The 25,964-nt window shown below is 50.6% G+C and carries 24 protein-coding genes and 1 tRNA gene; 17 read left to right on the forward strand and 8 right to left on the reverse strand.

The features are described 5' to 3' along the window. Window positions 1-30 precede the first annotated feature (30 nt). The 3 genes from ligA to LI114_RS00580 form a co-directional block, all read right to left on the reverse strand. Window positions 31-2,004, reverse strand: a complete 1,974-nt coding sequence (gene ligA, locus LI114_RS00570; protein ID WP_227218469.1) for an NAD-dependent DNA ligase LigA — start codon at window positions 2,002-2,004, stop codon at window positions 31-33. Between the two features lie 161 nt (window positions 2,005-2,165). After that, complete coding sequence (locus LI114_RS00575; RefSeq protein WP_022128476.1) at window positions 2,166-3,167, reverse strand: GGGtGRT protein; 1,002 nt, start codon at window positions 3,165-3,167, stop codon at window positions 2,166-2,168. Window positions 3,168-3,184: 17 nt separating this feature from the next. Continuing rightward, entirely contained in the window at window positions 3,185-3,877 is a 693-nt protein-coding gene (locus LI114_RS00580; protein WP_022128475.1) for an iron-sulfur cluster assembly scaffold protein, read from the reverse strand. Between the two features lie 471 nt (window positions 3,878-4,348). Here LI114_RS00580 and LI114_RS00585 point away from each other — a divergent pair. From LI114_RS00585 to LI114_RS00605, 5 genes are all read left to right on the forward strand, one after another. Then, a tRNA-Leu gene (locus LI114_RS00585) sits at window positions 4,349-4,435 on the forward strand. Window positions 4,436-4,520: 85 nt separating this feature from the next. Next, window positions 4,521-5,288 (forward strand): TIGR00282 family metallophosphoesterase, encoded by a 768-nt coding sequence (locus tag LI114_RS00590; protein ID WP_227218470.1) that lies wholly within the window; start codon window positions 4,521-4,523, stop codon window positions 5,286-5,288. A 119-nt stretch (window positions 5,289-5,407) separates the two neighbouring features. After that, the gene (locus tag LI114_RS00595) at window positions 5,408-5,668 is read left to right on the forward strand and encodes a stage V sporulation protein S (protein ID WP_022128473.1); all 261 of its coding nucleotides are present in this window, start codon (window positions 5,408-5,410) and stop codon (window positions 5,666-5,668) included. A 77-nt stretch (window positions 5,669-5,745) separates the two neighbouring features. Then, entirely contained in the window at window positions 5,746-6,426 is a 681-nt protein-coding gene (locus LI114_RS00600; protein WP_227218472.1) for an ABC transporter ATP-binding protein, read from the forward strand. Continuing rightward, a complete protein-coding gene (locus LI114_RS00605) occupies window positions 6,420-7,178 on the forward strand; it encodes a hypothetical protein (RefSeq protein WP_227218474.1) in 759 nt (252 codons plus the stop codon). The genes LI114_RS00600 and LI114_RS00605 overlap by 7 nt, the downstream gene beginning before the upstream one ends. Before the next feature lie 56 nt (window positions 7,179-7,234). On the opposite strand, the gene LI114_RS00610 is transcribed toward LI114_RS00605, so the two are convergent. Further along, the gene (locus tag LI114_RS00610; protein WP_227218476.1) at window positions 7,235-9,853 is read right to left on the reverse strand and encodes a valine--tRNA ligase; all 2,619 of its coding nucleotides are present in this window, start codon (window positions 9,851-9,853) and stop codon (window positions 7,235-7,237) included. Between the two features lie 320 nt (window positions 9,854-10,173). Between LI114_RS00610 and LI114_RS00615 the strand changes: the two genes are divergently transcribed. The 4 genes from LI114_RS00615 (at window position 10,174) to LI114_RS00630 (ending at window position 13,113) form a co-directional block, all read left to right on the forward strand. Further along, window positions 10,174-10,686, forward strand: a complete 513-nt coding sequence (locus tag LI114_RS00615; RefSeq protein ID WP_227218478.1) for a hypothetical protein — start codon at window positions 10,174-10,176, stop codon at window positions 10,684-10,686. Beyond that, window positions 10,683-11,057 carry a holo-ACP synthase gene (acpS, locus tag LI114_RS00620; RefSeq protein WP_227218480.1) on the forward strand — a complete coding sequence of 125 codons (375 nt, stop codon included), beginning with the start codon at window positions 10,683-10,685 and terminating at the stop codon, window positions 11,055-11,057. The genes LI114_RS00615 and acpS overlap by 4 nt, the downstream gene beginning before the upstream one ends. Continuing rightward, window positions 11,050-12,561, forward strand: a complete 1,512-nt coding sequence (locus tag LI114_RS00625) for an NAD(P)H-hydrate dehydratase (RefSeq protein WP_227218482.1) — start codon at window positions 11,050-11,052, stop codon at window positions 12,559-12,561. Before acpS ends, LI114_RS00625 begins: the two co-directional genes overlap by 8 nt. Before the next feature lie 90 nt (window positions 12,562-12,651). Beyond that, a complete protein-coding gene (locus LI114_RS00630) occupies window positions 12,652-13,113 on the forward strand; it encodes a hypothetical protein (protein ID WP_227218484.1) in 462 nt (153 codons plus the stop codon). Window positions 13,114-13,151: 38 nt separating this feature from the next. Here LI114_RS00630 and LI114_RS00635 read toward each other — a convergent pair whose 3' ends face one another. The 3 genes from LI114_RS00635 to LI114_RS00645 all read right to left on the reverse strand — a co-directional run bounded on the left by LI114_RS00635 (window position 13,152) and on the right by LI114_RS00645 (window position 17,859). Continuing rightward, window positions 13,152-14,066, reverse strand: coding sequence for a hypothetical protein (locus LI114_RS00635; RefSeq protein WP_227218486.1), 915 nt, complete (start codon window positions 14,064-14,066; stop codon window positions 13,152-13,154). Between the two features lie 220 nt (window positions 14,067-14,286). Beyond that, window positions 14,287-15,279: a hypothetical protein gene (locus LI114_RS00640; RefSeq protein ID WP_227218488.1), complete on the reverse strand. Its 993-nt coding sequence runs from the start codon at window positions 15,277-15,279 to the stop codon at window positions 14,287-14,289. Window positions 15,280-15,516: 237 nt separating this feature from the next. Beyond that, entirely contained in the window at window positions 15,517-17,859 is a 2,343-nt protein-coding gene (locus LI114_RS00645; protein ID WP_227218490.1) for a vWA domain-containing protein, read from the reverse strand. A 320-nt stretch (window positions 17,860-18,179) separates the two neighbouring features. Here LI114_RS00645 and nrdG point away from each other — a divergent pair, with 320 nt between their 5' ends. From nrdG to LI114_RS00675, 6 genes are all read left to right on the forward strand, one after another. Beyond that, window positions 18,180-18,722 (forward strand): anaerobic ribonucleoside-triphosphate reductase activating protein, encoded by a 543-nt coding sequence (nrdG, locus tag LI114_RS00650; protein WP_227218492.1) that lies wholly within the window; start codon window positions 18,180-18,182, stop codon window positions 18,720-18,722. 12 nt (window positions 18,723-18,734) lie between these two features. Beyond that, window positions 18,735-19,406 carry a vitamin B12 dependent-methionine synthase activation domain-containing protein gene (locus LI114_RS00655; RefSeq protein ID WP_227218494.1) on the forward strand — a complete coding sequence of 224 codons (672 nt, stop codon included), beginning with the start codon at window positions 18,735-18,737 and terminating at the stop codon, window positions 19,404-19,406. Next, window positions 19,396-21,759 carry a homocysteine S-methyltransferase family protein gene (locus LI114_RS00660; RefSeq protein WP_227218496.1) on the forward strand — a complete coding sequence of 788 codons (2,364 nt, stop codon included), beginning with the start codon at window positions 19,396-19,398 and terminating at the stop codon, window positions 21,757-21,759. The genes LI114_RS00655 and LI114_RS00660 overlap by 11 nt, the downstream gene beginning before the upstream one ends. Before the next feature lie 80 nt (window positions 21,760-21,839). Beyond that, window positions 21,840-22,103 carry a hypothetical protein gene (locus LI114_RS00665; RefSeq protein WP_227218499.1) on the forward strand — a complete coding sequence of 88 codons (264 nt, stop codon included), beginning with the start codon at window positions 21,840-21,842 and terminating at the stop codon, window positions 22,101-22,103. 21 nt (window positions 22,104-22,124) lie between these two features. Beyond that, window positions 22,125-23,615, forward strand: coding sequence for a diguanylate cyclase domain-containing protein (locus tag LI114_RS00670; RefSeq protein WP_227218501.1), 1,491 nt, complete (start codon window positions 22,125-22,127; stop codon window positions 23,613-23,615). Next, window positions 23,612-24,859: an ABC transporter substrate-binding protein gene (locus LI114_RS00675; protein WP_227218503.1), complete on the forward strand. Its 1,248-nt coding sequence runs from the start codon at window positions 23,612-23,614 to the stop codon at window positions 24,857-24,859. Before LI114_RS00670 ends, LI114_RS00675 begins: the two co-directional genes overlap by 4 nt. A 58-nt stretch (window positions 24,860-24,917) precedes the next feature. Here the strand turns inward: LI114_RS00675 and LI114_RS00680 are convergent, their stop codons facing one another. Then, window positions 24,918-25,130 (reverse strand): helix-turn-helix domain-containing protein, encoded by a 213-nt coding sequence (locus LI114_RS00680; protein WP_227218505.1) that lies wholly within the window; start codon window positions 25,128-25,130, stop codon window positions 24,918-24,920. A gap of 222 nt (window positions 25,131-25,352) precedes the next feature. Here LI114_RS00680 and LI114_RS00685 point away from each other — a divergent pair, with 222 nt between their 5' ends. Together LI114_RS00685 and LI114_RS00690 are read left to right on the forward strand one after the other, a co-directional pair. Next, window positions 25,353-25,553 (forward strand): superinfection immunity protein, encoded by a 201-nt coding sequence (locus LI114_RS00685; protein WP_227218507.1) that lies wholly within the window; start codon window positions 25,353-25,355, stop codon window positions 25,551-25,553. A gap of 99 nt (window positions 25,554-25,652) precedes the next feature. Next, the gene (locus LI114_RS00690; protein WP_227218509.1) at window positions 25,653-25,883 is read left to right on the forward strand and encodes a DUF6809 family protein; all 231 of its coding nucleotides are present in this window, start codon (window positions 25,653-25,655) and stop codon (window positions 25,881-25,883) included. Window positions 25,884-25,964 lie beyond the last annotated feature (81 nt).

Here is a 25,964-nt window from a genome sequence, read left to right on the forward strand (position 1 = left end):
CCTTTTTAATTTTGTCATTTTACGTTTTCGTCACTTTATCATATCGAGGAACTGTTCCTCGGTAATGATCTCTATACCCAGCGAGCGCGCCTTATCGAGCTTGCTGCCCGCTTCCTCGCCCGCAAGAACGTAGGTGGTCTTTTTAGACACCGAACCACTGGCTTTGCCGCCGTATTTTTCGATAAGCGCCTTAGCCTCGGCACGTTTCAGCGTAGGCAGAGTGCCCGTGAGGACGAAAGTCTTGCCCTCAAAACGGCTGTCTACCTGCACTTTCTGATACTTAGTATTAACGCCGCACTCGGCAAGTTTAGCGATAAGTTCGCGCATATGCGGTTCGGCAAGCTCTTTTGTAACGGCGGAAGCCATTATGTCGCCGAAGCCCTCAATATCGGCTATCTCTTCCTCGCTCGCGGAGCAGATATTATCCAGATCGCCGAATTTATCGCAGAGCAGCTTTGCGGAAGCCTGACCGATATTCGGTATGCCGAGCGCGAAAACCAACCTGTCGAGCGGCTGAGATCTCGACTTTTCGATAGCGTTTATAAGATTATCCGCCGATTTTTCCTTAAAATTATCAAGCTCGAGCAGGTCGGCTTTTTTAATAGTATACAGGTCTGCGACGGAAGTTATCAGCCCGTTGTCAAGCAGTGCGCGGACTATTGCAGGGCCTAGACCGTCAATATCCATAGCGCCTTTAGATGCGAAGTGGACTATACGGCGGAATATCTGCGCGGGGCAGTCGATGTCAGAGCAGCGCACGGCGGCTTCGTCCTCGCTTTTAACGAGCGGAGCGCCGCAGACGGGGCAGGTATCGGGAAACTCAAAGCAGCCCTCGGAACGTTTTTCGGCAACGCAGAGCACCTCAGGGATAATATCGCCCGCCTTACGGACAGTGATAAGGTCGCCGATATTGACATTTTTCTCGGCGATAAAATCGCGGTTATGCAGAGTAGCACGCGCGACTTCAGTACCTGCGAGCATTATCGGCTCAAAGACAGCCACGGGGGTGACCGCACCCGTTCTGCCGACATTCAGCTCGATGTCGAGAAGCTTTGTATTCTTTTCCTCGGGCGGAAATTTATACGCCACCGACCATTTTGGGGTCTTAGCGGTATAGCCGAGCGTTTCGCGCTGAGCAAAATCATCTACCTTTATAACAACGCCGTCAATATCGAAAGGCAGAGTATAGCGCACCTCGCCTATCTCTTCGATACGGGCAATGATCTCATCGGCGGTGGAAACGCGCTTATAATCGGGGATAGTCTTAAAGCCGAGCGACTTTAGATAATCGAGCGACTGTTTATGCGCGGTGAGTTCCCTGCCCTCTATACGCTGAACGTTGAAAACGAAAATATCAAGTTTACGGCTTGCGGCTATCTTCGGGTCTTTTTGGCGCAGCGAGCCTGCGGCGGCGTTGCGGGGATTTTTAAAGGGCTGTTCGTCGTTTTCCTCCTGTTTTTTCACGAGATCTTCAAAGACGCCGCGGGGCATATAGACCTCGCCGCGGACTTCCAACAGAGGGAGATCTTCGGGCAGAGAAAGTGGGATAGAGCGAACAGTTTTAAGATTTTGGGTAACATTTTCGCCGACGAAGCCATCGCCGCGGGTAGAGCCTATAACAAATTCGCCGTCATGATATTCAAGCGAAACGGAAAGGCCATCTATCTTCGGCTCAACGACAAAAGCGGGCGCGGGGATAGTTTCGCGGACGGTATCGACGAAGCGGCGAACCTCCTCGAACGAGAAAACGTCCTGAATAGAGCCCATCTGAACGATATGCTCGACTTTTTCAAACTGCGAAACAGCCTCGCCGCCGACGCGCTGAGTAGGCGAATCAGGGCGCAGGAACTGCGGGTAATTCTTCTCAAGCTCTTTTAGTTCATTTTGCAGCATATCGTAATCATAATCAGAGATCTCGTTACGATTTTCGACATAGTAAAGGCGGCTATGGTAATTGAGCTGCTCTACCAGCTCATCAATACGTTTTTTAGCATCAATCTCCATACTAAGCTCTCACATTCCTCTCACGATCAGAAATTCATAATTTATTATAACACATTTTTTGATGAATTACAAGTAGTGCGGGAGAAAAAATTCACCCCGCTGAAAGCGGGGCTTCGCGGGGTGAATGATATTATTCGGTTATGTTATTTTAGGCTGTCAGATCAACCCTTCATAGCCTCTTCAACAGCAACCGCACAAGCAACGGTAGCGCCAACCATGGGGTTGTTACCCATGCCTATGAGTCCCATCATCTCAACGTGAGCAGGAACAGAGGAAGAGCCTGCGAACTGTGCGTCGCTGTGCATTCTTCCCATGGTGTCGGTCATGCCGTAAGAAGCAGGGCCTGCTGCCATGTTGTCGGGGTGCAGGGTACGTCCTGTGCCGCCGCCCGAAGCAACGGAGAAGTACTTCTTGCCTGCGTCCAGACGCTCTTTCTTATATGTACCTGCAACAGGGTGCTGGAATCTGGTAGGATTGGTAGAGTTACCGGTGATGGATACGTCTACGTTTTCCTTCCACATGATAGCTACACCTTCGGTAACATCGTTAGCGCCGTAGCAGTTTACCTTTGCGCGGAGTCCATCGGAGTAAGCCTTGCGGAATACTTCCTTAACTTCGCCGCTGTGGTAATCCATCTCGGTCTCAACGTAGGTAAAGCCGTTGATTCTTGCGATGATCTGTGCAGCGTCTTTTCCAAGACCGTTCAGGATAACGCGGAGGGGCTTCTGGCGAACCTTGTTAGCCTTCTCAGCGATACCGATAGCGCCCTCAGCAGCAGCGAAAGACTCGTGGCCTGCGAGGAATGCGAAGCACTCGGTCTCTTCCTCAAGCAGCATTTTGCCGAGGTTTCCGTGGCCAAGACCAACCTTTCTGTGGTCGGCAACAGAGCCGGGGATGCAGAAAGCCTGAAGACCTTCGCCGATAGCAGCAGCAGCGTCAGCAGCTCTGGTGCAGCCCTTCTTGATAGCGATAGCGCAGCCTACGGTGTAAGCCCACTTAGCGTTCTCGAAGCAGATAGGCTGAATGCCCTCTACGAGCTTGTAGATGTCAAGACCCTTTTCCTTACATACGTCGGCACATTCTTCAATAGTATTGATACCGTACTGATTGATAACAGCAAGGATCTGCTTTTCTCTTCTTTCATATGATTCAAATAAAGCCATTGTTCTGTACCTCCTTATTATGCTTTTCTGGGGTCAACGATCTTAACGGCGTCTGCAACTCTTCCGTACTGACCCTTAGCCTTCTCGAAAGCGGTGTTAGCGTCGTCGCCGCCCTTGATGAAGTCCATCATCTTGCCGAAGTTTACGAACTGATAGCCGATGATCTCGTCGTCCTCGTTAAGAGCAACGCCGGTAACATAACCGTCGGTCATTTCGAGGTATCTGGGGCCCTTTGCAAGAGTACCATACATAGTACCTACCTGCGAGCGAAGACCCTTACCGAGGTCCTCAAGACCTGCGCCGATAACAAGACCGCCTTCGGAGAAAGCGCTCTGCGAACGGCCGTATACGATCTGAAGGAAAAGCTCTCTCATTGCGGTATTGATAGCGTCGCAAACGAGGTCGGTATTAAGAGCCTCGAGAACTGTTCTGCCGGGCAGGATCTCAGCAGCCATAGCCGCAGAGTGAGTCATACCGGAGCAGCCGATAGTTTCTACCAGAGCCTCCTGGATAACGCCCTCCTTAACGTTAAGTGTAAGCTTGCAAGCGCCCTGCTGGGGAGCACACCAGCCCACGCCGTGAGTAAAACCGGAAATGTCCTTGATTTCCTTAGCCTTCACCCACTTAGCTTCTTCGGGGATAGGCGCTGCGCCATGAGCTACGCCCTGAGCGATAGGGCACATTGTTTCAACTTCATGAGAATAAACCATTTTTCACATAACTCCTCTCGTTAATTTAAATGCAAACTTGAGCCAGCGTCTGCATACAAATTTATTATACAACATATTTCGCTAAATTTCAAGCCCCTTTTCATTTTTTTCTTTTTTTATTCATGAAATAGGTATTAAGGCAACACCGCACAACTACCGCCTAGCGGCTTTGTGCACATCTTGCTTGCGTTTTTGCGAAGCCAAAACAATTTTCCGTCATATCACCCAAAACCTCCTAGCTTAACGCGAGTTAAGCGTTGTCGGCTTTAGGCGATCTGACGAAAAATCTGACGACGCAATCTGCACACAATAGCTGTGCGGTATTGCCTTAAGAAGCTCCCACACGTTTTAAGCAGTGATAAAACCTTGAATTTTTCGCCATCACGATCAACAAGTCAACAAAATAAATGCTTACAATGCAAAAATTCCCCTTGACAAACGCCGCATTTTTTGATATAATAGATATATAATGCCGGTGTGATGGAATTGGCAGACGTGACGGACTCAAAATCCGTTGGTAGCGATACCGTGTCGGTTCGAGCCCGACCACCGGCACCATATTTTTTCGAGCGCTTCGGGCAGATACCGAGGCGCTTTGTTGCAAAGACCCGCATGGCGGGTGCGAACTGAAAGGAAATTTGCTATGAAAATGCTCTTTGTCGGCGACGTTGTGGGTACTGCGGGAATCGAGATACTCGAGCGGCGGCTTTACAAGCTAAAGCGCGACCTCGCGATTGATCTCACTATAATCAACGGCGAAAACTCGGCGGTCGGAAACGGCGTCAACCGCGCTTCTTACCAGCGGCTGATACGGCTGGGCGCTGACGTAGTTACGGGCGGCAACCACTCTTTTCAGCAAAAGGGCTGCACCAGCCTTTATGACGAAGCTGAAACGCTGCTGCGCCCCGCTAATTTTCCCGAGGGCGTTTCGGGCAGGGGCAGCTGCATAGTTGACGTTTTCCCCGTGAAGATAGCCGTTATAAGCCTGATGGGAACAGTAGGGCTTGAGGCGCTGGACAACCCTTTTTTCTGCGTGGACAAGCTTATCGAAGAGGCGGACACGCCTAACATTTTCGTAGATTTTCACGCGGAGGCTACCTCTGAGAAAAAAGCTATGGGGCAGTACCTTGCGGGCAGAGTTACCGGCGTTTTTGGCACGCACACGCACGTTCAGACGGCGGACGAAACCATTCTCGGCGGGCACACGGCGTACATCACCGACGCGGGAATGACAGGCCCTGAGCTTTCCGTACTGGGCGTAGACACCGAGATAGCGATTCAAAAAATGAAGTACCACTGCCCTGTTACATTTAAAATAAGCGAAAATCCGGCTTTCATAAACGCTGTAGCAGTTGAATTTAATGAAAAATTGGGCAAAGCGAACAAAATCGAGCGCATAATTATGAGATAACCTACAAAAAATCCGCCGAACTGTTGCAAATTTTTTAAAAATGTTGTATAATCAAATTACCATAGCGGATAATTTTTCACATCTGCGAATGGATATTTGTTTAGCCGGAGGTACAATAAATGGAAATTTTAAAAGTGTCTTCAAGATCAGTTCCGAACTCGGTAGCAGGCGCGATCTCGGGCGTTGTCCGCGACAGCGGCGCGGTTGAGGTGCAGGCAGTCGGCGCAGGCGCGGCTAATCAGGCGATAAAGGCAGTCGCCATCGCAAGGGGTTACCTCGCACCGCTGGGCATAAATATGATATGTATTCCCGCATTTGCAAACGTCGTCATCGACGGCGAAGAGCGAACGGCTATAAAGCTGATCTGCGAGGAAAGATGATTTTTGTAAAAACAACGCCGCGAACGTTCGCGCCTGCGGGCAAGAGCGAAGCGGCGTTTTGTGTTTAAGGAGGAAGTATGGCTGAGATACTGCGGCTGAGCGAGGTCAGCAGAAAACTGGGCAGAATGCCCGCGCTCACCGACGTCAGCGTGAGCGTTTACGGCGGCAGAGTCGTGGGACTTTGCGGGCTGCACGGCTGCGGCAAGAGCACTCTGCTGCGGATAGCCGCGGGGCTTATGCGCGCTGACAGCGGCGAAGTCGAGATCTGCGGACTGCCTGTCGGCAAAAAAACGCGTGCGCTGACAGCCTGCCTCCCTGACCGCGATATGCTGCCAGACGATGTAAAGATCGGCGAAGCGGTGCGGCTTTTCAGCGGGTGGTTCAAGGACTTCAGCTCGGCGGCGGCGCTCGCTATGCTGGACGATCTGAGCATCGACATCAACAAGCGCTTCGGGACATTTTCGCAGGGCGCACGGCGGGGCATACAGTTTGCGCTGACGGCTTCGAGGCAGACGGCGCTGTATCTATTGGATGAGCCTGCGGCTGGCACTGACGAACGAACGCGAGCGTACATCTATCAAAAGATAGGCGAGCTGGCGCGCGAAGAAAGCGCTGTGCTTGTCGCCGTGAACAACATTGACGAAGCGGCGCAGGCGTTGGACGATCTGCTGATACTGCAAAACGGCACGGTGCGGCACTACGGCTCAGCGCGCGAATGCGACCCCGCCGCGCTTTTCAAGGAGGTCTGCCAATGCTGAACCTCGGAAAACTCATATGCCGCGACCTAGCCTGCACGGTGCGAGCTGTGCTGACGATATTCGGCTCGCTGGCGGTGATCGTCGGCATCGCACTCGCGACCATCGCGCACTTTCCTGAAAACGCGGAGAGCTACGCGCAGACTATGCTGATATTCTTAGAGCTTGCGGTGTTCGTGTGTTCGCTGGCAATGCTTGCCACGGCGTTCGCTATGCCGCTGAGCAGATTTGTACGCGCGTATTTCAGCCGTGAAGCAGCGCTGACAGTCTGCCTGCCTATACCGCCGAGCGCGCAGATGATCTCAAAGCTGGTCTGCTGTACGGTCTGGTACATACCCGCGCGGCTGATATACGAAACCGCCATGAATCTGCTGACGAAGCTTATCAACAGCACGAGCGTGGTTTACACGCAGGCTGAGAGCGCGCTTCTCGACCCCATATCGTGGGTGCGCGGGCTGATGTTCATGCTGATGGCGCTTCTCTTCTGCTTCATGGTAATGCTGATCGCAAGCGCGGCGCGGCGGCGGGTTCTTTTCGGCACGGTGGTATTTATATTCGGCGGGCTGATAGTCGCGCTGAGCTATTTCTGCATACAGCTCGGGCTGATGAAAGCTTTCACGCAGATCTTCGGCGAGAGCGAAACGCTGACGAAAGCCGCGCAGCTTTCCGACTGCGTATTTGCGGGATCTTTCGCAGCGGCGTTTTACATAGTCTGCGTTATCCTGCTGAACAAGGTCTACGAAGTTAGAAATTAACAAAAAATAAGGGAACATCTTTTGCCGAGATGTTCCCTCTTTTTATATCTTGTGATTTACTTGAGCGCTGCGAGCGACTCTTCTATCTTCGCCATTTTTTCCTGAGCCTTAGCGAGCTTTTCTTTCTGCGCCGCGATGAGCTGTTCGGGGGCTTTCGCGAGGAAGCCCTGATTATTCAGTTTGCCTGAGAGGAAGTCGATGTCTTTCTGCACCTTTTTCTTCTCCTTATCGAGGCGTGCACGCTCCTTTTCGGTGTCTACGATGTCGGAGAGAGGGATGAAAATTCTTGCCGCGTCGGTAACTGCGGTAACGGCGTCCTTAACGTCAGCCTTTTCAAGTATCTCCACCTCGCTTGCGGAAGCAAGACGCTCGAAGAACATAACGCCGTTTGCGAAAACCTCGGGCTGAGCCGTTTCGATATAAAGCTTAGCCTTTACCGATGGCACAACGTTCATTTCGCTGCGGATATTTCTTACAGCCTTGATAGCCGCGATGATCTTGCCAAAGTCGATCTCCTCAGCCGAGAAGTTGAGCGACTCATCGTAAACGGGGTACTTTTCGAGCATGAGAATGCTTGCGCCGTCGGTAAGGGTCTGCCAGATCTCTTCAGTGATGTACGGCATGAAGGGGTGCAGAAGCTTCAGCATACCTTTCATTACCCAAACGAGCACCGTCTGCGCCGCCGCCGCGGTATCGCCGCCCGCCGCAATCCTCGGCTTAGTCAGCTCGATGTACCAGTCGCAGTAAACGTCCCAAATGAAGTCGTAAAGCTTAGCGACCGCTACGCCGAGGTCGAAGTTTGTAAGATTCTCATCGATCTCCTTAGCGAGGGTATTGAACTTGGAAACTATCCACTTGTCCTCGATGTTCATCTGCGCGGGCAGTGCATCGGCGGTAAAGCCATCGGGCAGGTTCATCATGATGAAGCGAGCCGCGTTCCAAAGCTTGTTTGCAAAGTTTCTGGAAGCCTTTACCTTATCGTCTGAATAGCGCATATCGTTGCCGGGGGCGTTGCCCGTAGCGAGCATGAAACGCAGAGCGTCAGCGCCGTATTTGTCGATAACTTCCAGCGGGTCGATGCCGTTGCCGAGCGACTTAGACATCTTTCTGCCCTGCTCGTCGCGGACAAGACCGTGGATAAGAACGGTATCAAAAGGCTTTTCCTTCATATTTTCCATACCCGCAACTATCATGCGCGATACCCAGAACGGGATAATATCGTAGCCGGTAACGAGCGTGCTGGTCGGGTAGAAATACTTGAGGTCTTCGGTATCATCGGGCCAGCCGAGGGTAGAGAACGGCCAAAGCGCCGAAGAGAACCATGTATCGAGGGTGTCGGGGTCTTGGCGCATGGGCTTGCCGCACTTAGGGCAACAAACTTCGCTTTCCTTAGAAACCACCATTTCGCCGCAGTCGTCGCAGTAGAACGCGGGTATGCGGTGACCCCACCAAAGCTGGCGGGATATGCACCAATCGCGAATATCGTTCATCCAATTAAGGTAATTCTTTTCAAATCTATCGGGCACGAACTTGATGTCGCCGTCCTCTACAGCCTTGATAGCAGGCTTGGCAAGCTCGTCCATCTTTACAAACCACTGGAGCGAAACACGAGGTTCTACGGTAGTGCCGCAGCGGTAGCAAGTACCGACGTTGTGCTCGTGGTCTTCAACTTCTACGAGATAGCCGCCCTTTTCAAGGTCTTCGACTATCTTCTTTCTTGCTTCGTATCTATCCATGCCAGCATACTCGGGATAATCGTCAACTATCTTAGCGTCCTCGGTCAGAACGTTCAGAACGGGCAGATCGTGGCGCTTGCCGACCTCGAAGTCGTTGGGGTCATGCGCGGGGGTGATCTTAACTACGCCTGTACCGAACTCCATGTCAACATAGCTGTCGGCGACAACGGGTATCTCTCTGCCAACGAGCGGCAGGATAAGGGTCTTGCCAACAATGTCCTTGTAACGCTCATCCTTGGGATTTACGGCAACTGCGGTATCGCCCAGCAGAGTTTCGGGACGGGTGGTAGCAAGCTCAACGTAGCCAGAGCCGTCTTTCAGCGGGTAGCGAAGATGCCAAAAATGACCCGCCTGATCTTCATACTCTACCTCGGCGTTTGAGATAGATGTACGGCAATGCGGACACCAGTTTATAATTCTTTCGCCGCGGTAGATAAGGCCTTTATTATAATAGTTTACAAACACGTCTTTAACAGCCTTGGAACAGCCCTCGTCGAGTGTGAAGCGCTCGCGCTCCCAGTCGCAGGATGAGCCGAGCTTTTTTAGCTGCGAAACTATTCTGCCGCCGTACTGCTCTTTCCAAGCCCATGCGCGCTTGAGGAAGCCATCTCTGCCGAGGTCGTCCTTTGTGACGCCCTCTTTGCGCATAGCCTCGACTATCTTAGCCTCGGTCGCGATGGAAGCGTGGTCGGTGCCGGGTACCCAGAGCGCGCAGTAGCCGCTCATTCTCTTCCAGCGGATAAGAATATCCTGAAGAGTGTTATCCAGCGCGTGACCCATGTGAAGCTGACCCGTTATATTCGGGGGCGGGATAACGATAGTGTAGGGCGTTTTTTCGGGGTCGCGCACTGCGTGGAAACAGTTTTCATCGACCCACATCTTATAGATTCTATCCTCAAAATCAGAGGGACTGTAAAGCTTATCCAGCTCTCTTTTCATATTCATCTATCCTTTCAGCAAGTTTTGTAATTATGTTCAAACGAATTTTAAACCTGCCGCTCGACTCGCGTATCCATTTCAAAGGTAAGTCGGCGGAGTATAGCTATTTTCATATCCATAAAAAGCACTTCCGTAACAAAACATATATTTATATTATCTCACATATTCCGTCGATTGTCAAGGGGTAACGGCAGAAAATCACGGGTTTGGGCAGCAAAATGCGTAAATGTGCTTTTCAACAAAATTAACAAAATATCGCTTTACTTTTCGTGAAAAATGTGCTATACTATTTAATACACAACTTTAGGAGGACAAATTTCATGGACGTTTTCAAGGAATATATTGTAAAAAGAGAGCTTTCGCAGGGAGAAAAGACCTCGAAGATCTTCACGATAGCCGCGGCAGTAGCGCTCGCCGCTTTCTTTATACTGCTGACTTTCAACACGACGCTGACGCTTTTCGGCTTTGTGTTTGCAGGACTGAGCATTTTCATCGGCTACCAGCTAATCACGAAACTTTTCGTTGAGTACGAATACATTCTCACGAACGCCGACCTCGACATCGACAAGATCATAAATCAGGCTAAGCGAAACAGACTTTGCACCATCGACCTGCACAAGGTCAGCGAGTACGGCGTTGTAAACGGCGATTTTGCCGTTGGCGAGGACGAAACGCTTGTCAAGGCGGGCGCGAATAACCCTGAGCTTACCGATTATTACCTGCGTTTTACGCACCGCGAGTTCGGAAAAGGCGTGCTGGTATTTACCCCCAGCACCGAAATGACCCAGCTTATGAAGCCGTTTTTTCCGAGAAATGCGGTGAGCAAGCTGTGAAATACCGCGTTGGCTGCGACCTGCAAGAAGTCGAGAGAGTGAAAAATGCGGCTCAGAGAGATAGTTTTTGCCGCCGTGCCTTTTCAAATGAGGAGCGGCGGCGTTTTTCTCAGATGAAAGACCCTTACCAATCAATGGCAGGGACTTGGGCGGCGAAAGAGGCGTTCGCGAAGGCACTGGGCACGGGCGTGCGCGGTTTTTCGCTGAATGAGATCACCGTAGCGCACGATGAGCTTGGCGCGCCTTACCTAAAACTGGAGGGTGCGGCAGCACAGGCGGCGGCGGGACTGGAATTTTCGATAAGCATTTCGCACACGCGCGAGCTGGCTCAGGCGGTGTGCATCGCGGAAAGGAGCGATAAAGATGAATAGACTATTAACGCCTCAGCAGATGTCGCAGGCGGAAAAGGCTTCGGAAGCGCTGGGCGTTTCGCTCTGGGAGCTTATGCAGAACGCGGGAGCGCAGTTGGCGAGAACAGTCGAGAGTGCGGCGGCGCGAATCGGTGCGAAAAACATTCTGGTTCTCTGCGGGTCGGGCAACAACGGCGGCGACGGTTCAGTCTGCGCTTCCTTACTGGCGGACAAATTTGACGTCAGCGCGGCCTACGTCTGTGGCGAGCCTAAGACCGAGCTTGCGAAGAAAGCTTTTGCGCTCAATGGCAGCAAAAAAGTGAAGATCATTACAGAAAACGTTGATTTTGGCGATGCAGATATAGTTGTAGACTGCATTTTCGGCACGGGTTTTCACGGCGAGTTTCGCGAGAACATACAGTTTTTGATGAGCAGATTTGCACGATCTGACACCTACAAGATAGCGTGCGATATGCCGAGCGGTGTTGACTGCCTACGCGGAAAGATCGCAGCTGAAACGGTAAAGTTCGACGAAACGATCACTTTTCACGCGATTAAGTTCGGAATGGCGCTCAAACCTGCGCTTTCTGTATGCGGAAAGATCGAAATTGCGAACATCGGAATTCCCGACGGCTGGGAAGAGTACCTCGATGACCGCATGTCTTCTCACGAGATTTTCGGCAGCGAATTGCACAAAATGTTACCTGCGCGTCCCGAATACTCACACAAGGGAACGTTCGGAAAAGTCCTGCTGATCTGCGGGAGTGAAAATTACATCGGCGCGGCGGCGATATGTTCGCGTGCGGCGCTTCACACCGGCTGCGGGATAGTGAACCTTGCTGCTCCGCACAGCGTGATCTCGATAATTGCGGCGAGCGCGCCCGAGTGCATTTACACTCCGCTTGAAACAGAGGGCGGCACGATCAGCAGTTGCGAGATAGATAAACTGGTCGGATTGGCAAATTCACACAGTGCTGTTGCGGTCGGCTGCGGCATCGGCAGGAGCGAAAACACGCGCAGGCTTGTCGAAGCGTTGGTAAAAAAAGTGCGTGTACCGCTGCTTATCGACGCGGACGGAATAAATCAGCTCGCGCTGAATATAGATGTACTGAGGGACAAGAATTGTGAGATAGTTCTGACTCCGCACATCGGCGAACTGGCAAGGCTGAGCGGTCGGACGACGGCAGAGGCTTCGGCTGAGCGGTACGCGATCTGCCGCGAGCTGAGCGAGAAGTACGGCGTGACACTGCACAGCAAGGACACGACTTCTGTGACGTTCAGCAATGGAAAAGCGGCTGTCACGAATTTTGGCTGTTCGGCACTTGCAAAAGGCGGCTCGGGCGATATGCTTGCGGGCGTTATCGCATCGCTGCTTGCGCAGGGCGTTACGGCGGCGGAAGCTTGCGCGTTGGGCGATTACATATGCGGAAAAACTGCGGAAATACTATGTGAAAAGTACTCACCTGCTGCCGTCACGGCGAGCGATATTATAAACGCTTTTAAGGAAACTCTCACGATTTTGTAAATTACGATTGTCAACAATTTGCAAGTTAACAAGCTTGATTATGCAAAAGTCCCCCATCGGTTTGGGGGACTTTTTTATGGAGGGGTCTGAATGAAAAGATTTATACTGATGTGTATGTGTATCTGCGCGATCTCGACGGCATCGGCGTGCGGCAATTCAAAGAGTGCGGAGATCTCGCTGCCGAAAAGCTACACGGTTACCGCCGATATTTCCAGTGACGATTTTGCAGGAAAAGCGCAGTTTGAGCGATTAGAGGGCGGCTGGCAGATAAGCGTCAGCGAGCCGAAAACGCTCGCGGGAATGGAAATTTCGCTGACTGACGCCGACTGCAAGATAAGTTTTGAGGAAATGGAGCAGACTTTTTCACGCGAGGAGTTGCCCGCAAATTCGCCGATATTTTTGACGGTGCGGGTGTTGGAAAAATGCGCGGCGGGAAAAGTCAGCGGTAAAATCAGCAGTGAGGATTACGATGTTGAGATGAAAAACGACAAACCGAAAAGCGCTGAGATCGGCGAAATGAGTGTAAAGTTCAGCAAATTTGCAAAAAAATAAACCGCACAGCGTGTGTGCGGTCTATTATGTAAACTGAATTATTCAGCGTGTGCGCCAATGGAAACGGGCAGAACATTGCCGTCCTCATCCTTAAAGGTGATGTCTGCAACGTAGAAATCAGCCTGGTTAGGAATGGTCCATCTCAGAAAGGTAAAGTACTGAGGAGTGTCAACAGCGCTGAAAGGTCCAAGCAGACCGGGACGAACGCTAAACTTGTAAGTAGCCCACTCAGAAGTCCACTCAGATTCGCTGATCTGGTTGTCAAGTTCCTTCCAACCGAGCTTGTCAGGATCTTCGCCAGCCTGCGAGCAAAGAGCGCCCATGAAGTTGCCGGGAACGAGCGACTCAGTACCGTCATCAGCTACGAAGTTGCCAACAGCCTTGGTCATGAACTCGATGTCGATGGTGAATACCTTGTCAAGAGTATCGGTCTTGCCAGCAAAGATCTTGGACATATCGAACTGGATCTTCGGAACCTTGTAACCGAGAGAAGGATCTTCTTCATCCTTAAGGGTCAGAACCTGACAACGGAGCATAGGAACGCCCTCGACCTCTTCAATAGAGAATTCAACGTCAGATTCATCGTTCTCAAAGTTTGCCTCGTTCATAGTCTTTACGAAATCAGCAGGATCCATGCTGGTGTCGAATACGAGAGAAGCGGTCTCGAGATCCTGAAGAGTTGCAGGCATCTCAGAGATAGGCTTAGGCTCAGCGGCATCGCCCTCTGCAGCGGATTCATCAGCAGCGGACTCTTCGGTAGCAGATTCATCAGCAGCGGACTCTTCAGCAGCGGATTCCTCGGTAGCAGATTCATCAGCAGCAGAGCTGGCCGCGGTGGTAGTGGTGCTCTCAGCAGCCTTGCTGGAGCTGTCCTTAGAATCATCACTGCCGCAAGCAGTCATCATAGATGCTGCGATAATAGTCGCAACAGTGCAAGCTAAAAACTTTTTCATAAGTAATTACCTCCAAAAATAATTGTTCATACAGAACCATTTACTTTTAAAGTATAACACAAATGCCGAAAATATTCAATATACTAAATGTACAATTATCCATTTTACTTTTGTTCATACTGCACAGATAACGTTTTCATATTCATACAATATATACAAAAAAGGCACTGCCCGAGAGCAATGCCTTTTATTATTTGCAATTATTCAGCTATGCTAAAAATTACTTCTTGCGGGAAACTACGATAGCTGCGCCTGCAAGAGCAGCGATAGCCAGACCTACGCCTGCAGCTGCACCGGACTCTGCGTTAGCAGTGTTATCGGAAGCACCGGCATCCTTAGCGGAAGAAGTAGAAGCACTGCCCTTGGAAGTGCTTCCGCCGTTGGAACCACCTTTGGAACCGCCCTTAGAGCTGGAAGAAGCAGAGTTCGAGCTGCTTCCGGAGGAAGAACCGGAAGAAGAGCCGGAGGAAGTAGTGCTGCCGTCACCGGAGCTAGTAGTGCCTTCGCCCTCGATCTGCTTGTTGATGTCAGCGTTAGGAATCTTCTCAGGAGTCGAAGCGCCATTACCGAACATGGTGAATACAACGTAGGAGTTCTCATCATCGGACTTAGCCTCGTCATAAGCATGATATTCCCAAGTAGTGTCAGCATCTGCAACAACAGTTACAGTGACGGTAACGCTGGAAACATCGTCATTGGTCAGCATGAACTGTGCCCAGTTGCCGTTGAACTTGGTAGGGCCGGAATCCCAGCCGTTCAGCTCAGCAGCACCCTTAGCTTCGTTTTCAGTGTACTTTACAGTGCTCTTTTCTTTATCAGCAGGAGCGTCAGCGTTCCAAGAAGTCTGTACAGTCCAGCAAGTATCATCAGAACCAGCGTCAGCATCAGCACCCTTGTAGATGTTGCCAGCGTCACTATGTACAGTCATGGAAACCTTAGCGTTCTTCATATGTCCAACCTGGAAGTTGAAACCGCAGGTCCAGGTGCTGGGCGATCCATCTTCGCTGGTGTTTTCAGCAAGCAGGATACCGTCGTTATCACCGCTGGGGCCGATCTTATCTGCATAATCAGAAAGCTTGAATGTGTAAGTCCATTCGCCAGTCGCATTGTAGAATTCATTATCTACAGGAGCTTCAGCAGATGCAGGCATTGCTACCGCAGCAGCGATGATAGCAGCAGCGGACATTCCTGCGAAAATCTTAGAAATTTTCATTTTAAATCTCCTCCACATTAATTAGTGTAATTTAGAATTTACAGTACGCCCATTGCGCACCGTTCTAATTCAATATTTATTATAACAGAAAAACGCCGTAAAATCAAGGGCTTTTGTGAAATTTGTTTTCAAAAATACGTCAAATTTCTTACGAAATTCCCGCCATGAATTTGTGCAGTATTTACAGAAAACGTTTACTTATGCTCACTCCAAATATCTTTTTGGAGTGCCGCGCGGTCAATATGCCGCTACGTCAGAAAATTTTACGCCTACCTGTTTGCCGTCATATTCGCAGGTGTATTCGTAGGAAACGTCTTTCAGTTTGCCCTTGCCATCTGTAATATCGAAATTGCCCTTTACGGCGCGGGTGATGTACAGCTTTTTGATCGAGCCGGGATAATTGCTGTCGTAGACCTGAAGCACATATTTGCGGTGGTCGGAGCTGTCTTGTATAAGACCGATAGCATTTACGGTATGCGAGCCGTCGATGGTGGTAACTACGGGTTCGCCGAGAGCGAGAAGCGATTTCAGCTCGTCAAAGCCCTCATCGCCGTTAAAGAGATCGAAAGTAACGGGCGTATCGTCCCACTGCAAAGCGTTGAGGTGGTAGAGAGCCTTATAAAACTCCGCTTCCGAGTCGGAGCTTGCCTTTGCGATCTTGTCTGAGCATTCTTTGACGTTGAGCGAGAGAAGCTCTACCTTTTCCCACGAGAGGTTGTTCGCGTCAAGCTTATATTTCTTCACCGACCAGCCCTGCTGGAGAGCCTTTGCCATAAGGTCGGCGTCAACTTTCAGAACTGAGCCTGAGGAAGAATAATCGAGGTACTTTTTAACGTCGCCGAAGTCGCCCGTGATAAGGGACGGAACGTAGGAAGAGAGCGGCTGATTTGCCTCGAACTTTTCTTCCACTTCACTGCCCTTGAGGTTATAGCCCTCGGCATCGTATTTCTGCTCGCTGTCGTCCGCGGGAGAAACGGCCTTGGTCTTGAGCTGAAGTCTGCCGACGTACCAGTCGCGCGCCATTACCGCCATACCGAAGTCTACGCTCGGGGTATCAGAGGTGCGGAAGTTTCTGAACGAGAAGCCGTTTTTGGTGGGGTCAAAACCTGTGTTATAGAGCGAGTAGCCCTGTGCCTGCTCGTCCGAATCGGAATAATCTACTATATCGTAATTCAGAGTGGTAACTATCTGCTTGTAAACGCTTTCGAGAGCGTCTGCGTCGGAAGCCGAGTAGTACTTGCCGCCTGTCTGCGCCGAGAGGTTTTGCAGCCATGCGCGGTCAGCCTCTTTGCCCAGACCTATCGTCATAACGATGATGTTGTTATTATTTGCGATTTCCGCAAGCTGCTCTATGCTCTTCGGATTTGATTCATCGGAAGCGCCGTCGGAAAGCAGCACTATTATATTTCTCTGATTAGTCGAGCCGTTATCGAAAGTGCTCATGCAGCTTTGGAGCGCTGACTGGATATGAGAACCATCGAATACCTCTTTGCCGACGCGAATTTTTTCGAGCGCGTTATTCAGCTTTTCGGTATCGGCGGTGAATTTCTGGAGCTGGGTGTATGTGCCCGTAAATTTCGCTATGCTGTAAAGGTAATCGCCCTCGCCCTCTATCTTATTGATAAGGCTCTTGGTGAAGTCAAGGCGCTTGAAATTAACGTCGTTTTCGGGAGAAGTTTCGCACTCCTCTACGGGGTACATAGAGCCGGAGTTATCGAGCAGGAACGCTATTTTGGTAACTGCGGGCGAATTAGCCTTTTTCTCTGTGCCGACTACATATGTGCCGTAAGTGTTGATGTCTGCGGAGATAGTACCCGCCGAGCTGTCTGCCCTGCTCTTTATTTTCTCGTAACTCTGAGTCGAAGCGTCGAATTTCAGTACTGAGAGGTCAGAGAAGCTTGCGCCCTTTTGTGCGACTTTCTTGCTGTCGAGCTTGAAAGTGATCTTCGCGGTCTGGAACTTGTGGTCGGAAACGAAGTCGTAAGCGGTGCTGACGATACCTGTGTTAGAAGAGATCCCGAAAACGTTAAGCTCAGAGATAGATGTATCAGCTATATTTGCGTCGCCGGTAACGTTAAGAGTTATCTCGCCGAACTCACGCTTTATATCTACCACAACGTCCTTATCGGGCGTTTTATCATCGGTGCTTGTCTTTTTCGGGTCAAGACCCGCCATCAGCTCAAAGCCATCGAGAAGTCCGTCGCCGTCGGTATCAGGATTGAGCGGGTCAGTACCGAGCGCGACTTCGTCGCCGTCGCTTATACCGTCGTTATCGCTGTCAACGTCCTGCGGATTGGTCTTGGCGCGCGTTTCAGCTTCGTTGAGCATACCGTCGCCGTCCTCGTCGCCGTCAGAAGCTAGCTCAGGCTCGCGGTAAGTAGTATTTATCTCAAACTGAGAGATAAGGTTTTTCGCGAGCATTATGCGGTCGTTGGCGCGTATCTTTGCAACTGCCACTATGCTGACTATCGCTATCATCAAGATGATGCCCAGCGCAACGGCAAAGCCTATGTGCCTGTTCCTCAGCCGCCTGCTCTGCTTGCTGGCAATAGCTTGAGCGGCTGACATTTCATTTTTCATTTTTTTGCCTCCCTGCGGTAAAAATAATCCCCTTATCTGCAAGCTCGAAAAACCGAGCATACAGACCTCATCATATTATTCTATCATATAATCGTTATTTAATCAAGCAAATTTACAAAAAATAACTCACAAAAAAAATAATTTTTTCATCTCAAATATGACAAATCGGCAAATAGCGATGAATCGGTGTCATTTAAAATGTTAAATCAAGGTTAATTTTTCTGATTATTATTGTTTTTAGACATAATAACTGCTATAATAAATATGTATACTCATTTACAGTAGGTATGAATGAATAATGATCAGGAGATAATTGTAAAATGGAACTTAAAATAGCTGGGCTGGTGAATGACTCGATAGTAGACGGCCCCGGAATGAGATTTACCGTTTTCGTGCAGGGCTGTCCGCACCACTGCCGCGGCTGCCACAATCCACAGACATGGACATTCGAGGGCGGCAGGACTGAGAGCACGCAGGAAATATTTGAAGAAATAATCAAAAATCCCCTGCTGGACGGCGTAACTTTTTCGGGCGGCGAGCCTTTTTGCCAATGCGCCGCGCTGACCGAGCTTGCCGACATGATACTCGGGTACGAAGGCTTTAAGATGAACGTCATGGCGTACACGGGCTATACCTTTGAATATCTGATGGAAAACGCGAACGCGGAAAACGGCTATCTTGAGCTGCTGAAACGGCTGGATTATTTGGTAGACGGCGAATTTGAGATGGACAAAAAAAGCTACGAGCTGAAATTCATGGGCAGCTCTAATCAGCGGTTCATAGATGTGAAAAAGTCGCTGGCGGCGGGCGAAGTTATACTCGCTCACGACCCATGGGACAACATCGAGATAAAATTATTATAAGGGAAGCTAAAAATGGAGATAAATATAAGTATAAATGTAAACGAAGCGATTAGGTACATGGGCTACCGCGAGCAGCCCCCCGCCCCGCAGATGGAGATGATAGAGAGCTGCCGCCGCGAGCTGGTAAAGGCGATAACGCCCGCTTGGGTATACCGCGCTTTCGACATCGAGGAATGTGACGATGGGATAAAACTGGCGGGCACGAAGCTGATCTTTAAGGGCGAGGACATACGCCGACACCTCAGCGGGTGCCGGCGGTGCATACTGCTATGCGCTACGGCTTCATCAAAAGCTGACGAGCTTATTCGCCGCAAGGAGGCTGAGGACATAACCCTCGGCTACATGACCGACTGCTTAGCGAGCGCGGCGGTGGAAGCCGTTTGCGACGAAGCGGAGAAAGAGATATACGAAAAACTTACGGGCTGCTGGTTCACATGGCGGTTCTCGCCGGGATACGGCGACTTCCCGCTAGACATACAGCCGATGATAATAGAAACGCTGAACGCGCAGAAACGCGCGGGGGTAGCCTGCACCGATTCGCTGCTGCTGACTCCGAGAAAATCGGTAACGGCGGTGATAGGCGTTTCAGACGAGCCTATAGAAAAAGGGCGGCGCGGCTGCGCTATCTGCAAGATGGCGGGCAGGTGCGAATTCAGAAAGAGAGGAATACACTGTGGATCTTAAAAAACTGCTTAACGAAAAGGAATTTATATTTTTAGACGGCGGAATGGGCACTATGCTGCAGGCAGCGGGTCTGGCGGCGGGCGAGAACCCCGAACTGCTGAACCTCACCCACCCCGAGCAGATAGAGGAGATAAACCTAAAATACATCGAAGCGGGCGCGGACATTTTCTACTGCAACACCTTTGGCGGAAACAGGCTGAAACTCGCGGCTACGGGCAAGAGCGTAGACGAGATAATCGGCGCAGCGGTAGAGATAGCGCAGAGGGCGAAAGCGCGCGCGAGCCGTACCGCATACTGCGCGCTGGACATAGGCCCTACCGGTCAGCTTCTCGAGCCGAACGGCTCTATGAAATTTGAGGAAGCCTACGACGTTTTCAAAGAGATGGTGCTGGCGGGCAAGGACGCGGACGTTATAGTTATAGAAACCATGACCGACCTGCTGGAGGCCAAAGCCGCGCTGCTCGCCGCAAAGGAAAACTCTGACCTGCCCGTACTCGTCACCATGACCTTTGAGGAAAACATGAGAACATTCACGGGCTGCGGAGTAGAGTCGATGACGATGACGCTGGGCGGACTGGGGGCAGACGCCATAGGCATAAACTGCTCGCTCGGCCCGCGCGAACTGCAACCGGTAGTAGAGCAGGTATGCGCGCACACGAATCTTCCCGTTATCATAAAGCCGAACGCAGGTCTGCCAGACCCCATAACCAACGAATACAACGTATTGCCCGAAGAATTTTCCGAGCTGCTCGCCGACATGATACCGCTGGGCATAAAGATAATCGGCGGCTGCTGCGGCACTACGCCCGACTACATAAGGGCTACCGCAGAGAAATTCAGCGGCAGGAAGTGCGAAGCTAAGTACAAAGAGCTCGGCGCGGGAGTATGCAGCGCGAGCAGAGCCGTACCGATAAACTGCCCGAGGATAATTGGCGAGAGAATAAACCCGACGGGCAAGAAGCGCTTTAAGCAGGCGCTTGCTGAGCACGACCTGGACTACATCTGCAATCAGGCGATAGAGCAGATCTCGGCGGGCGCGGAGATACTGGACGTAAACGTAGGTCTGCCCGGCATAGACGAAAAAGAGATGATGGTGAGCGCGGTAAAGGCGATACAGGGCATATGCGACACGCCTTTGCAGATAGACTCATCTATACCCGAGGTGCTGGACGCGGCGCTGAGAGTTTACTGCGGAAAGCCGATAGTAAACTCGGTAAACGGCGAGGAAAAATCGCTCAACTCAGTACTGCCGCTGGTAAAGAAATACGGCACGGCGGTAGTAGGACTCTGCCTTGACGAAAACGGCATACCTAAGACGGTAGAGGGCAGACTAAAGATAGCAGAAAAAATATGCCGCCGCGCGGACGAATACGGAATACCCCGCAGCGACATTTGTATAGACTGTTTGGTACTCACCTGCTCCGCAGAGCAGGAAGCGGCTATGCAGACATTGCAGGCGGTAAAGCTGGTAAAAGAAAAGCTGGGCGTAAAGACGGTGCTAGGCGTATCGAACATAAGCTTTGGTCTGCCCTCGCGCGAGATAGTGAACCGCACTTTCCTCACGATGGCGCTGATGCAGGGGCTTGACCTGCCTATCATGAACCCGAACATCGACTCTATGACATCGGCGGTGCGCGCTTACAGACTGCTGGCGAACATTGACAAGAATGCTGCGGAATTTATAGAGAACTACGGCGCAGAGCAAGCGCCCGTGCCGAAAGCCGCAGCGGCGGACATGACCCTCGGCTACGCTATGGCGCACGGCTTGAAGCGCGACGCGGCAGAGATAACGGAAAAGCTGCTGGAAACTACCGACGCTATGGAAATAGTGAACAACATACTTATCCCAGAACTGGACAAGACAGGCAACGAATTTGAAAAAGGCAAGATATTCCTGCCGCAGCTCATACTCACGGCGGGCACGGCGCAGGCCTGCTTTGAAGTAATAAAGCAAAAGCTTTCGCAGAGCGGCGAAAAGGAAGCCTCTAAGGGCACTATTGTGATATGCACGGTAAAGGGCGACATACACGATATAGGCAAAAACATAGTTAAGGTACTGCTGGAAAACTACGGCTACGACGTTATCGACCTCGGCAAGGACGTAGACCCCGAGCTGGTAGCGGAAACGGCTGTAAAGCACAACGTAAAGCTGGTAGGACTTTCGGCGCTGATGACCACCACGCTGAAAGGCATGGAGGACACTATAAAACTGCTGCGCGAAAGGCACGAATGCAAGATAATGGTAGGCGGCGCGGTGCTTACGCCCGAGTACGCCGAGATGATAGGCGCGGACTACTATGCTAAGGACGCAAAGCGCTCATGCGACATAGCCAAAGAAGTTTTCGGAAAATAATTTCTGCGGGTGATTAGCGCGATAAAAACTGCCAATGATACTTTCAGACATCTTTAAAGACAGTGAAAGGAAGTATCGGCATGAAATACCAAAACAATAACATAGCTTGCACATCGGCAAGATCTGAGAGAGCCAAGAGGGCGCTTTGCTGCGGGTTCGCAGCGGCGATAATGCTTGCTGCCTGCGGCGGCGGAGCTGAGGCAAAGGCGGAGAAGCAGACTTTTCTCTTTCCGCAGATAAGCAGCTCGGCGGCGGCTGAAAAGCAACGAGGCGCACTGGCAGACAAGGTGACCTACTCTTTCAGGATATGCGAGCTTTTAGATAAAATTTTCCACAAAAAATAAATTCAGAAAGGACCGCACGCCATGGGGGAAAAAGATAACGGCAAGAGAGTATCAGTCCGCAAGGTGCGAAACCGCATGATGATATGCTACACGATAGTTACCGCCATGCTGTTTTTCGCAGCCTTTACATACGCATTCGTAAACCTTAAGAGCATAGTTTACAAAGAATGTGAGGAGGACATAACGGCGCTGGGCAGACAGTACGCAACAGCTGTAAACAGCTTTACCAAAAGCGTGGAGAACGACACGAGCGCGCTTTTCACGGTAAACGAGCTGCCCGAGTACGACCCCGTAAAAGGAGGGCTATCCCCCGCAGATGAGAGCGAGCTGAAAAACAGCACAAAAGAGATGCTGCTGAAAATGTCAGCTGGCAAGACATACGTTGACTTCATGATATTCTACTCAGACGGCAGCGTTATAGGCAAAGCATCATCGGGCACGAATGCGGCGCTGAACACAGAGAGCTACGAATACTTCAACGACCAAATGAAAAACGGCGAATGCTGGCTTTTCGGGCTTAGCGGCGCTAACAGAAAGATATACTACATAAGGCGGCTGAGCGACCACTCGGTACTGCTGCTTTCTGAGTACATCGACGAGCTGGACAAGATAATCAACTCGGAAAACGGACAAAAACAGATATTCATACTCACTGACGAACAGCAGAGGGTGATATACACGACTGCTGACGAGAAAAAACTGAAGCATGGCGACGCGATACCGAAAAAATACTCATCAATGTTCGATGCGGAAAACGAGCACGTTACGGTAAACGGGCTGATGGGCGCAAAGCTGACAACTGACAGCGGCTGGACGGCATACACGATAATGGAACAGCCTTCTCTGATAAAGATCTCGCCGATAGATGGGCCATCGGCTATGGCGATGCTGCTGATACTGGTGCTTATATCCGTAGCGACGGGCACGCTCGCGACTGCGAAATTCATGGCTGGCGAGCTGGCGGACACCAACAGCGAATTCATCGACCCCGCTACGGGCGTGCTTAACGAGTACGGACTGGACGAAAAGATAAGCGAGCTGATGGAAACCTCTATCATCGGAAGTACATACGCGCTGGTGCTGCTTTCGATAAAGGATGCGGCGGGCATACGGTCTACCGTTACATACAGTTGCTGGAACGACACGCGGGTGAACGCGATAAACATTATAAAAGAATACTTTGGCGAAAAGGCAGTATACATCGGCAGGATCTCGGAAGACCGCATAGCGGCATTTGTGAACTTCAGCGAATTTGACATATTCAAAGCGCACGAAGCTATGAACACGGTTTGCGGCGGGCTGCCGGAAGCATTTGAAGAATTCACGCTGGGCGGCGAGAGCGATATGAAGCTTTACGTTTCGATAGGCATATGCTGCTACCCCGACCACGCAGAGGACTTCAGCTCGCTGATAAGCAAGGCGGCTGAGGCGATGAAGGAAGCCGAGCAGGCGGAAGGCAACAGCGCAGCTTTCTACAAGCCGGAGAAAAGCAAAGAGGGGGCGGCAAAATGAGCGGCTTTATAAAAAGAGCGACGGCTGCGGCATCGGCGGCGGTGATAACGCTGACGGCAACGGGCTGCTCTAACGGATTTTTCAAGGAATACCAGAGCCGCGAGGAGATAAGCGTGCCGACCGAAATATCGTTTGCATGGTGGGGCGGCGACGCGCGCGCTGATTACACATTCAAAGGCATAAAGATATTTGAGCGGGAAAACAGCGACATAAACGTACAGCCCTACTCCAGCGACTACGTTGGCTACAAAGAGAGCCTTGACGCACTTTACAGCTTCGGCAAAGAGAGCGACATAATACAGCTGAACTACGCATGGCTGAACGAATATTCGCCCGACGGCGAAGGATTTTACGATCTGAACACGCTGAGCGACGAGATAGCTCTGGACAATTTTACGGAAGAGCAGCTCTCTTACGGCATGATAAACGGAAAACTGAACGCCATACCTATCTCACTAAACGCGATAACATTTTACTACAACGAGGATATGCTGAAAGAGATCGGCGAGGAGATACCCGAAACATGGGACGACCTTTTTGAGTGCGGCAGCAAGCTTGCGGCTGAGGGAAAGTACCTCTTTGAAACGGCGAACATATACCTATGGCTGATGCTGACGGCACATGAGGAGCAGACAACGGGCAAGGCGGCTGCGGATTTTGACACCGAAAACCTAGCCTCTATGATGAGATTTGCGAAAGAGCTGAATGAGGGCGGCGTGATACACCTTGGCGAAAACTATGACAAGACCAACTATTTTGGCGGCAAATGCGCAGGACAGCTATTATGGGCGAGCGACGCGCAGAACTACGCATATTCGGACGACTCACAGATAACTACGGTGATAGGCAAATACATCAGCACGGAAGAGCCGCTGCGCAGCGGCTGGTATGTAAAGCCCACGAACCTGTACGCTATCAGCAAGAACAGCGACGACCCGCAAAGCGCGGCACGCCTGCTGAACTATCTGCTAAACGGCGAAGAGATGGCAGAATTGCAGGGCATAGAGAAAGGCATACCTCTTTCGCGGTCGGCACTGGAAACACTGGACGGCAAAGAAATGCTGACCGGCACGGCATACAGCGCGGGCAAGATGATAACCGACTCGCAGAACGAACTGCAGCCGATGACAAAAGGGCTTGAAGATACCGAGAGGATAAACAGTTTTTTTGTGCAGCTTGAGCAGTACATGAAAGGCGAAAAAACTGCTGAGGCGGCTGCGGGGGACGTAATTTTGCAGAGCTGAAACAGTACATAAAAAACGGAAATGGACTTCGAGTGAGCGCATTTCCGTTTTTTTTGATTTAGAGATTTGTTTTTTTATTATTCGTTCTGCCGAGAATGTAATCTACCGAAACGTTGTGAAAATTTGCGAGCTTGATTAGAATATCGGTAGGAATATCAAGCTCTCCCCTCTCATAATTGCTGTACACGCGCTGACTGCAATTTAAGATCTTAGCTATCTCAGTCTGCGTCATATCCGCGTCCTCTCTCAAATTCCTTATTCTTACATACATACTGCTGATGCTCCTTTTTAGTCATTTTACCCAAAATCTGTGTTCAATATTTGTTAAATTTATTATACGGTATTTTGTAATTTGCTGTTGACTTTTAGCGGAAAATCCGCTATAATTATATTGTGGTCATAAAACCGGTTTGCCAAGCGCGGCACTGCCCGTTTAGTAAACGGACTATTTATGCAATATATTAGCGGAAAATCCGCTAGAACGGAGGAAAATATGGACGGTTCAGCACTTATGATTTTGATGATAATAGTAGGTATCATCGTGTATTTTATCCCTACTGTTGTAGCACTAGCGAGGGCTAGGGTAAACAAGGGCGCGATATTCTGCATGAATCTATTTCTCGGCTGGTCATTTATAGGCTGGGTAGTAGCGCTCATTTGGGCGGTAAAGGAACCTGATAATGCAGGAAAATGACAAGCCTATACGTTTACGACAGTAGGCATAAAGAAGTTTTCAGACAAGCATTGTAAGACAGGTACAGCAAGCTAAAATAATACCGAAAGGGTGCTTACAATGATTGATATGATTTACAACCTCCGTGTGGGTGATATTCACGCCGCCGAGTTCTCTGACGAGTTCAACAAGCTCTGCATTCCATTTGAGGATTCTTTGAGCGAGGAGCAGATCGAAGTATTCCACAAGATACTTGACTGCGTGAGCGATACCGCCGCCGCCGAGATGAGAACTGCGTACAAGGTCGGCTTCAAGGACGGCGTTGCGTTGATGAGAGAGGTTCAGGAGTAATCACATATAACTATTGAGGAAAGGTCTTATCCCTGTGACACGGGGATAAGGCTTTTTCTAAAAAGTGCTGAAAATCTATTG

Origin of the sequence: Ruminococcus sp. 210702-SL.1.03, assembly GCF_020559915.1 — a bacterium.
In the GTDB taxonomy this organism is placed as follows: Bacteria; Bacillota; Clostridia; order Oscillospirales; family Ruminococcaceae; genus YE71.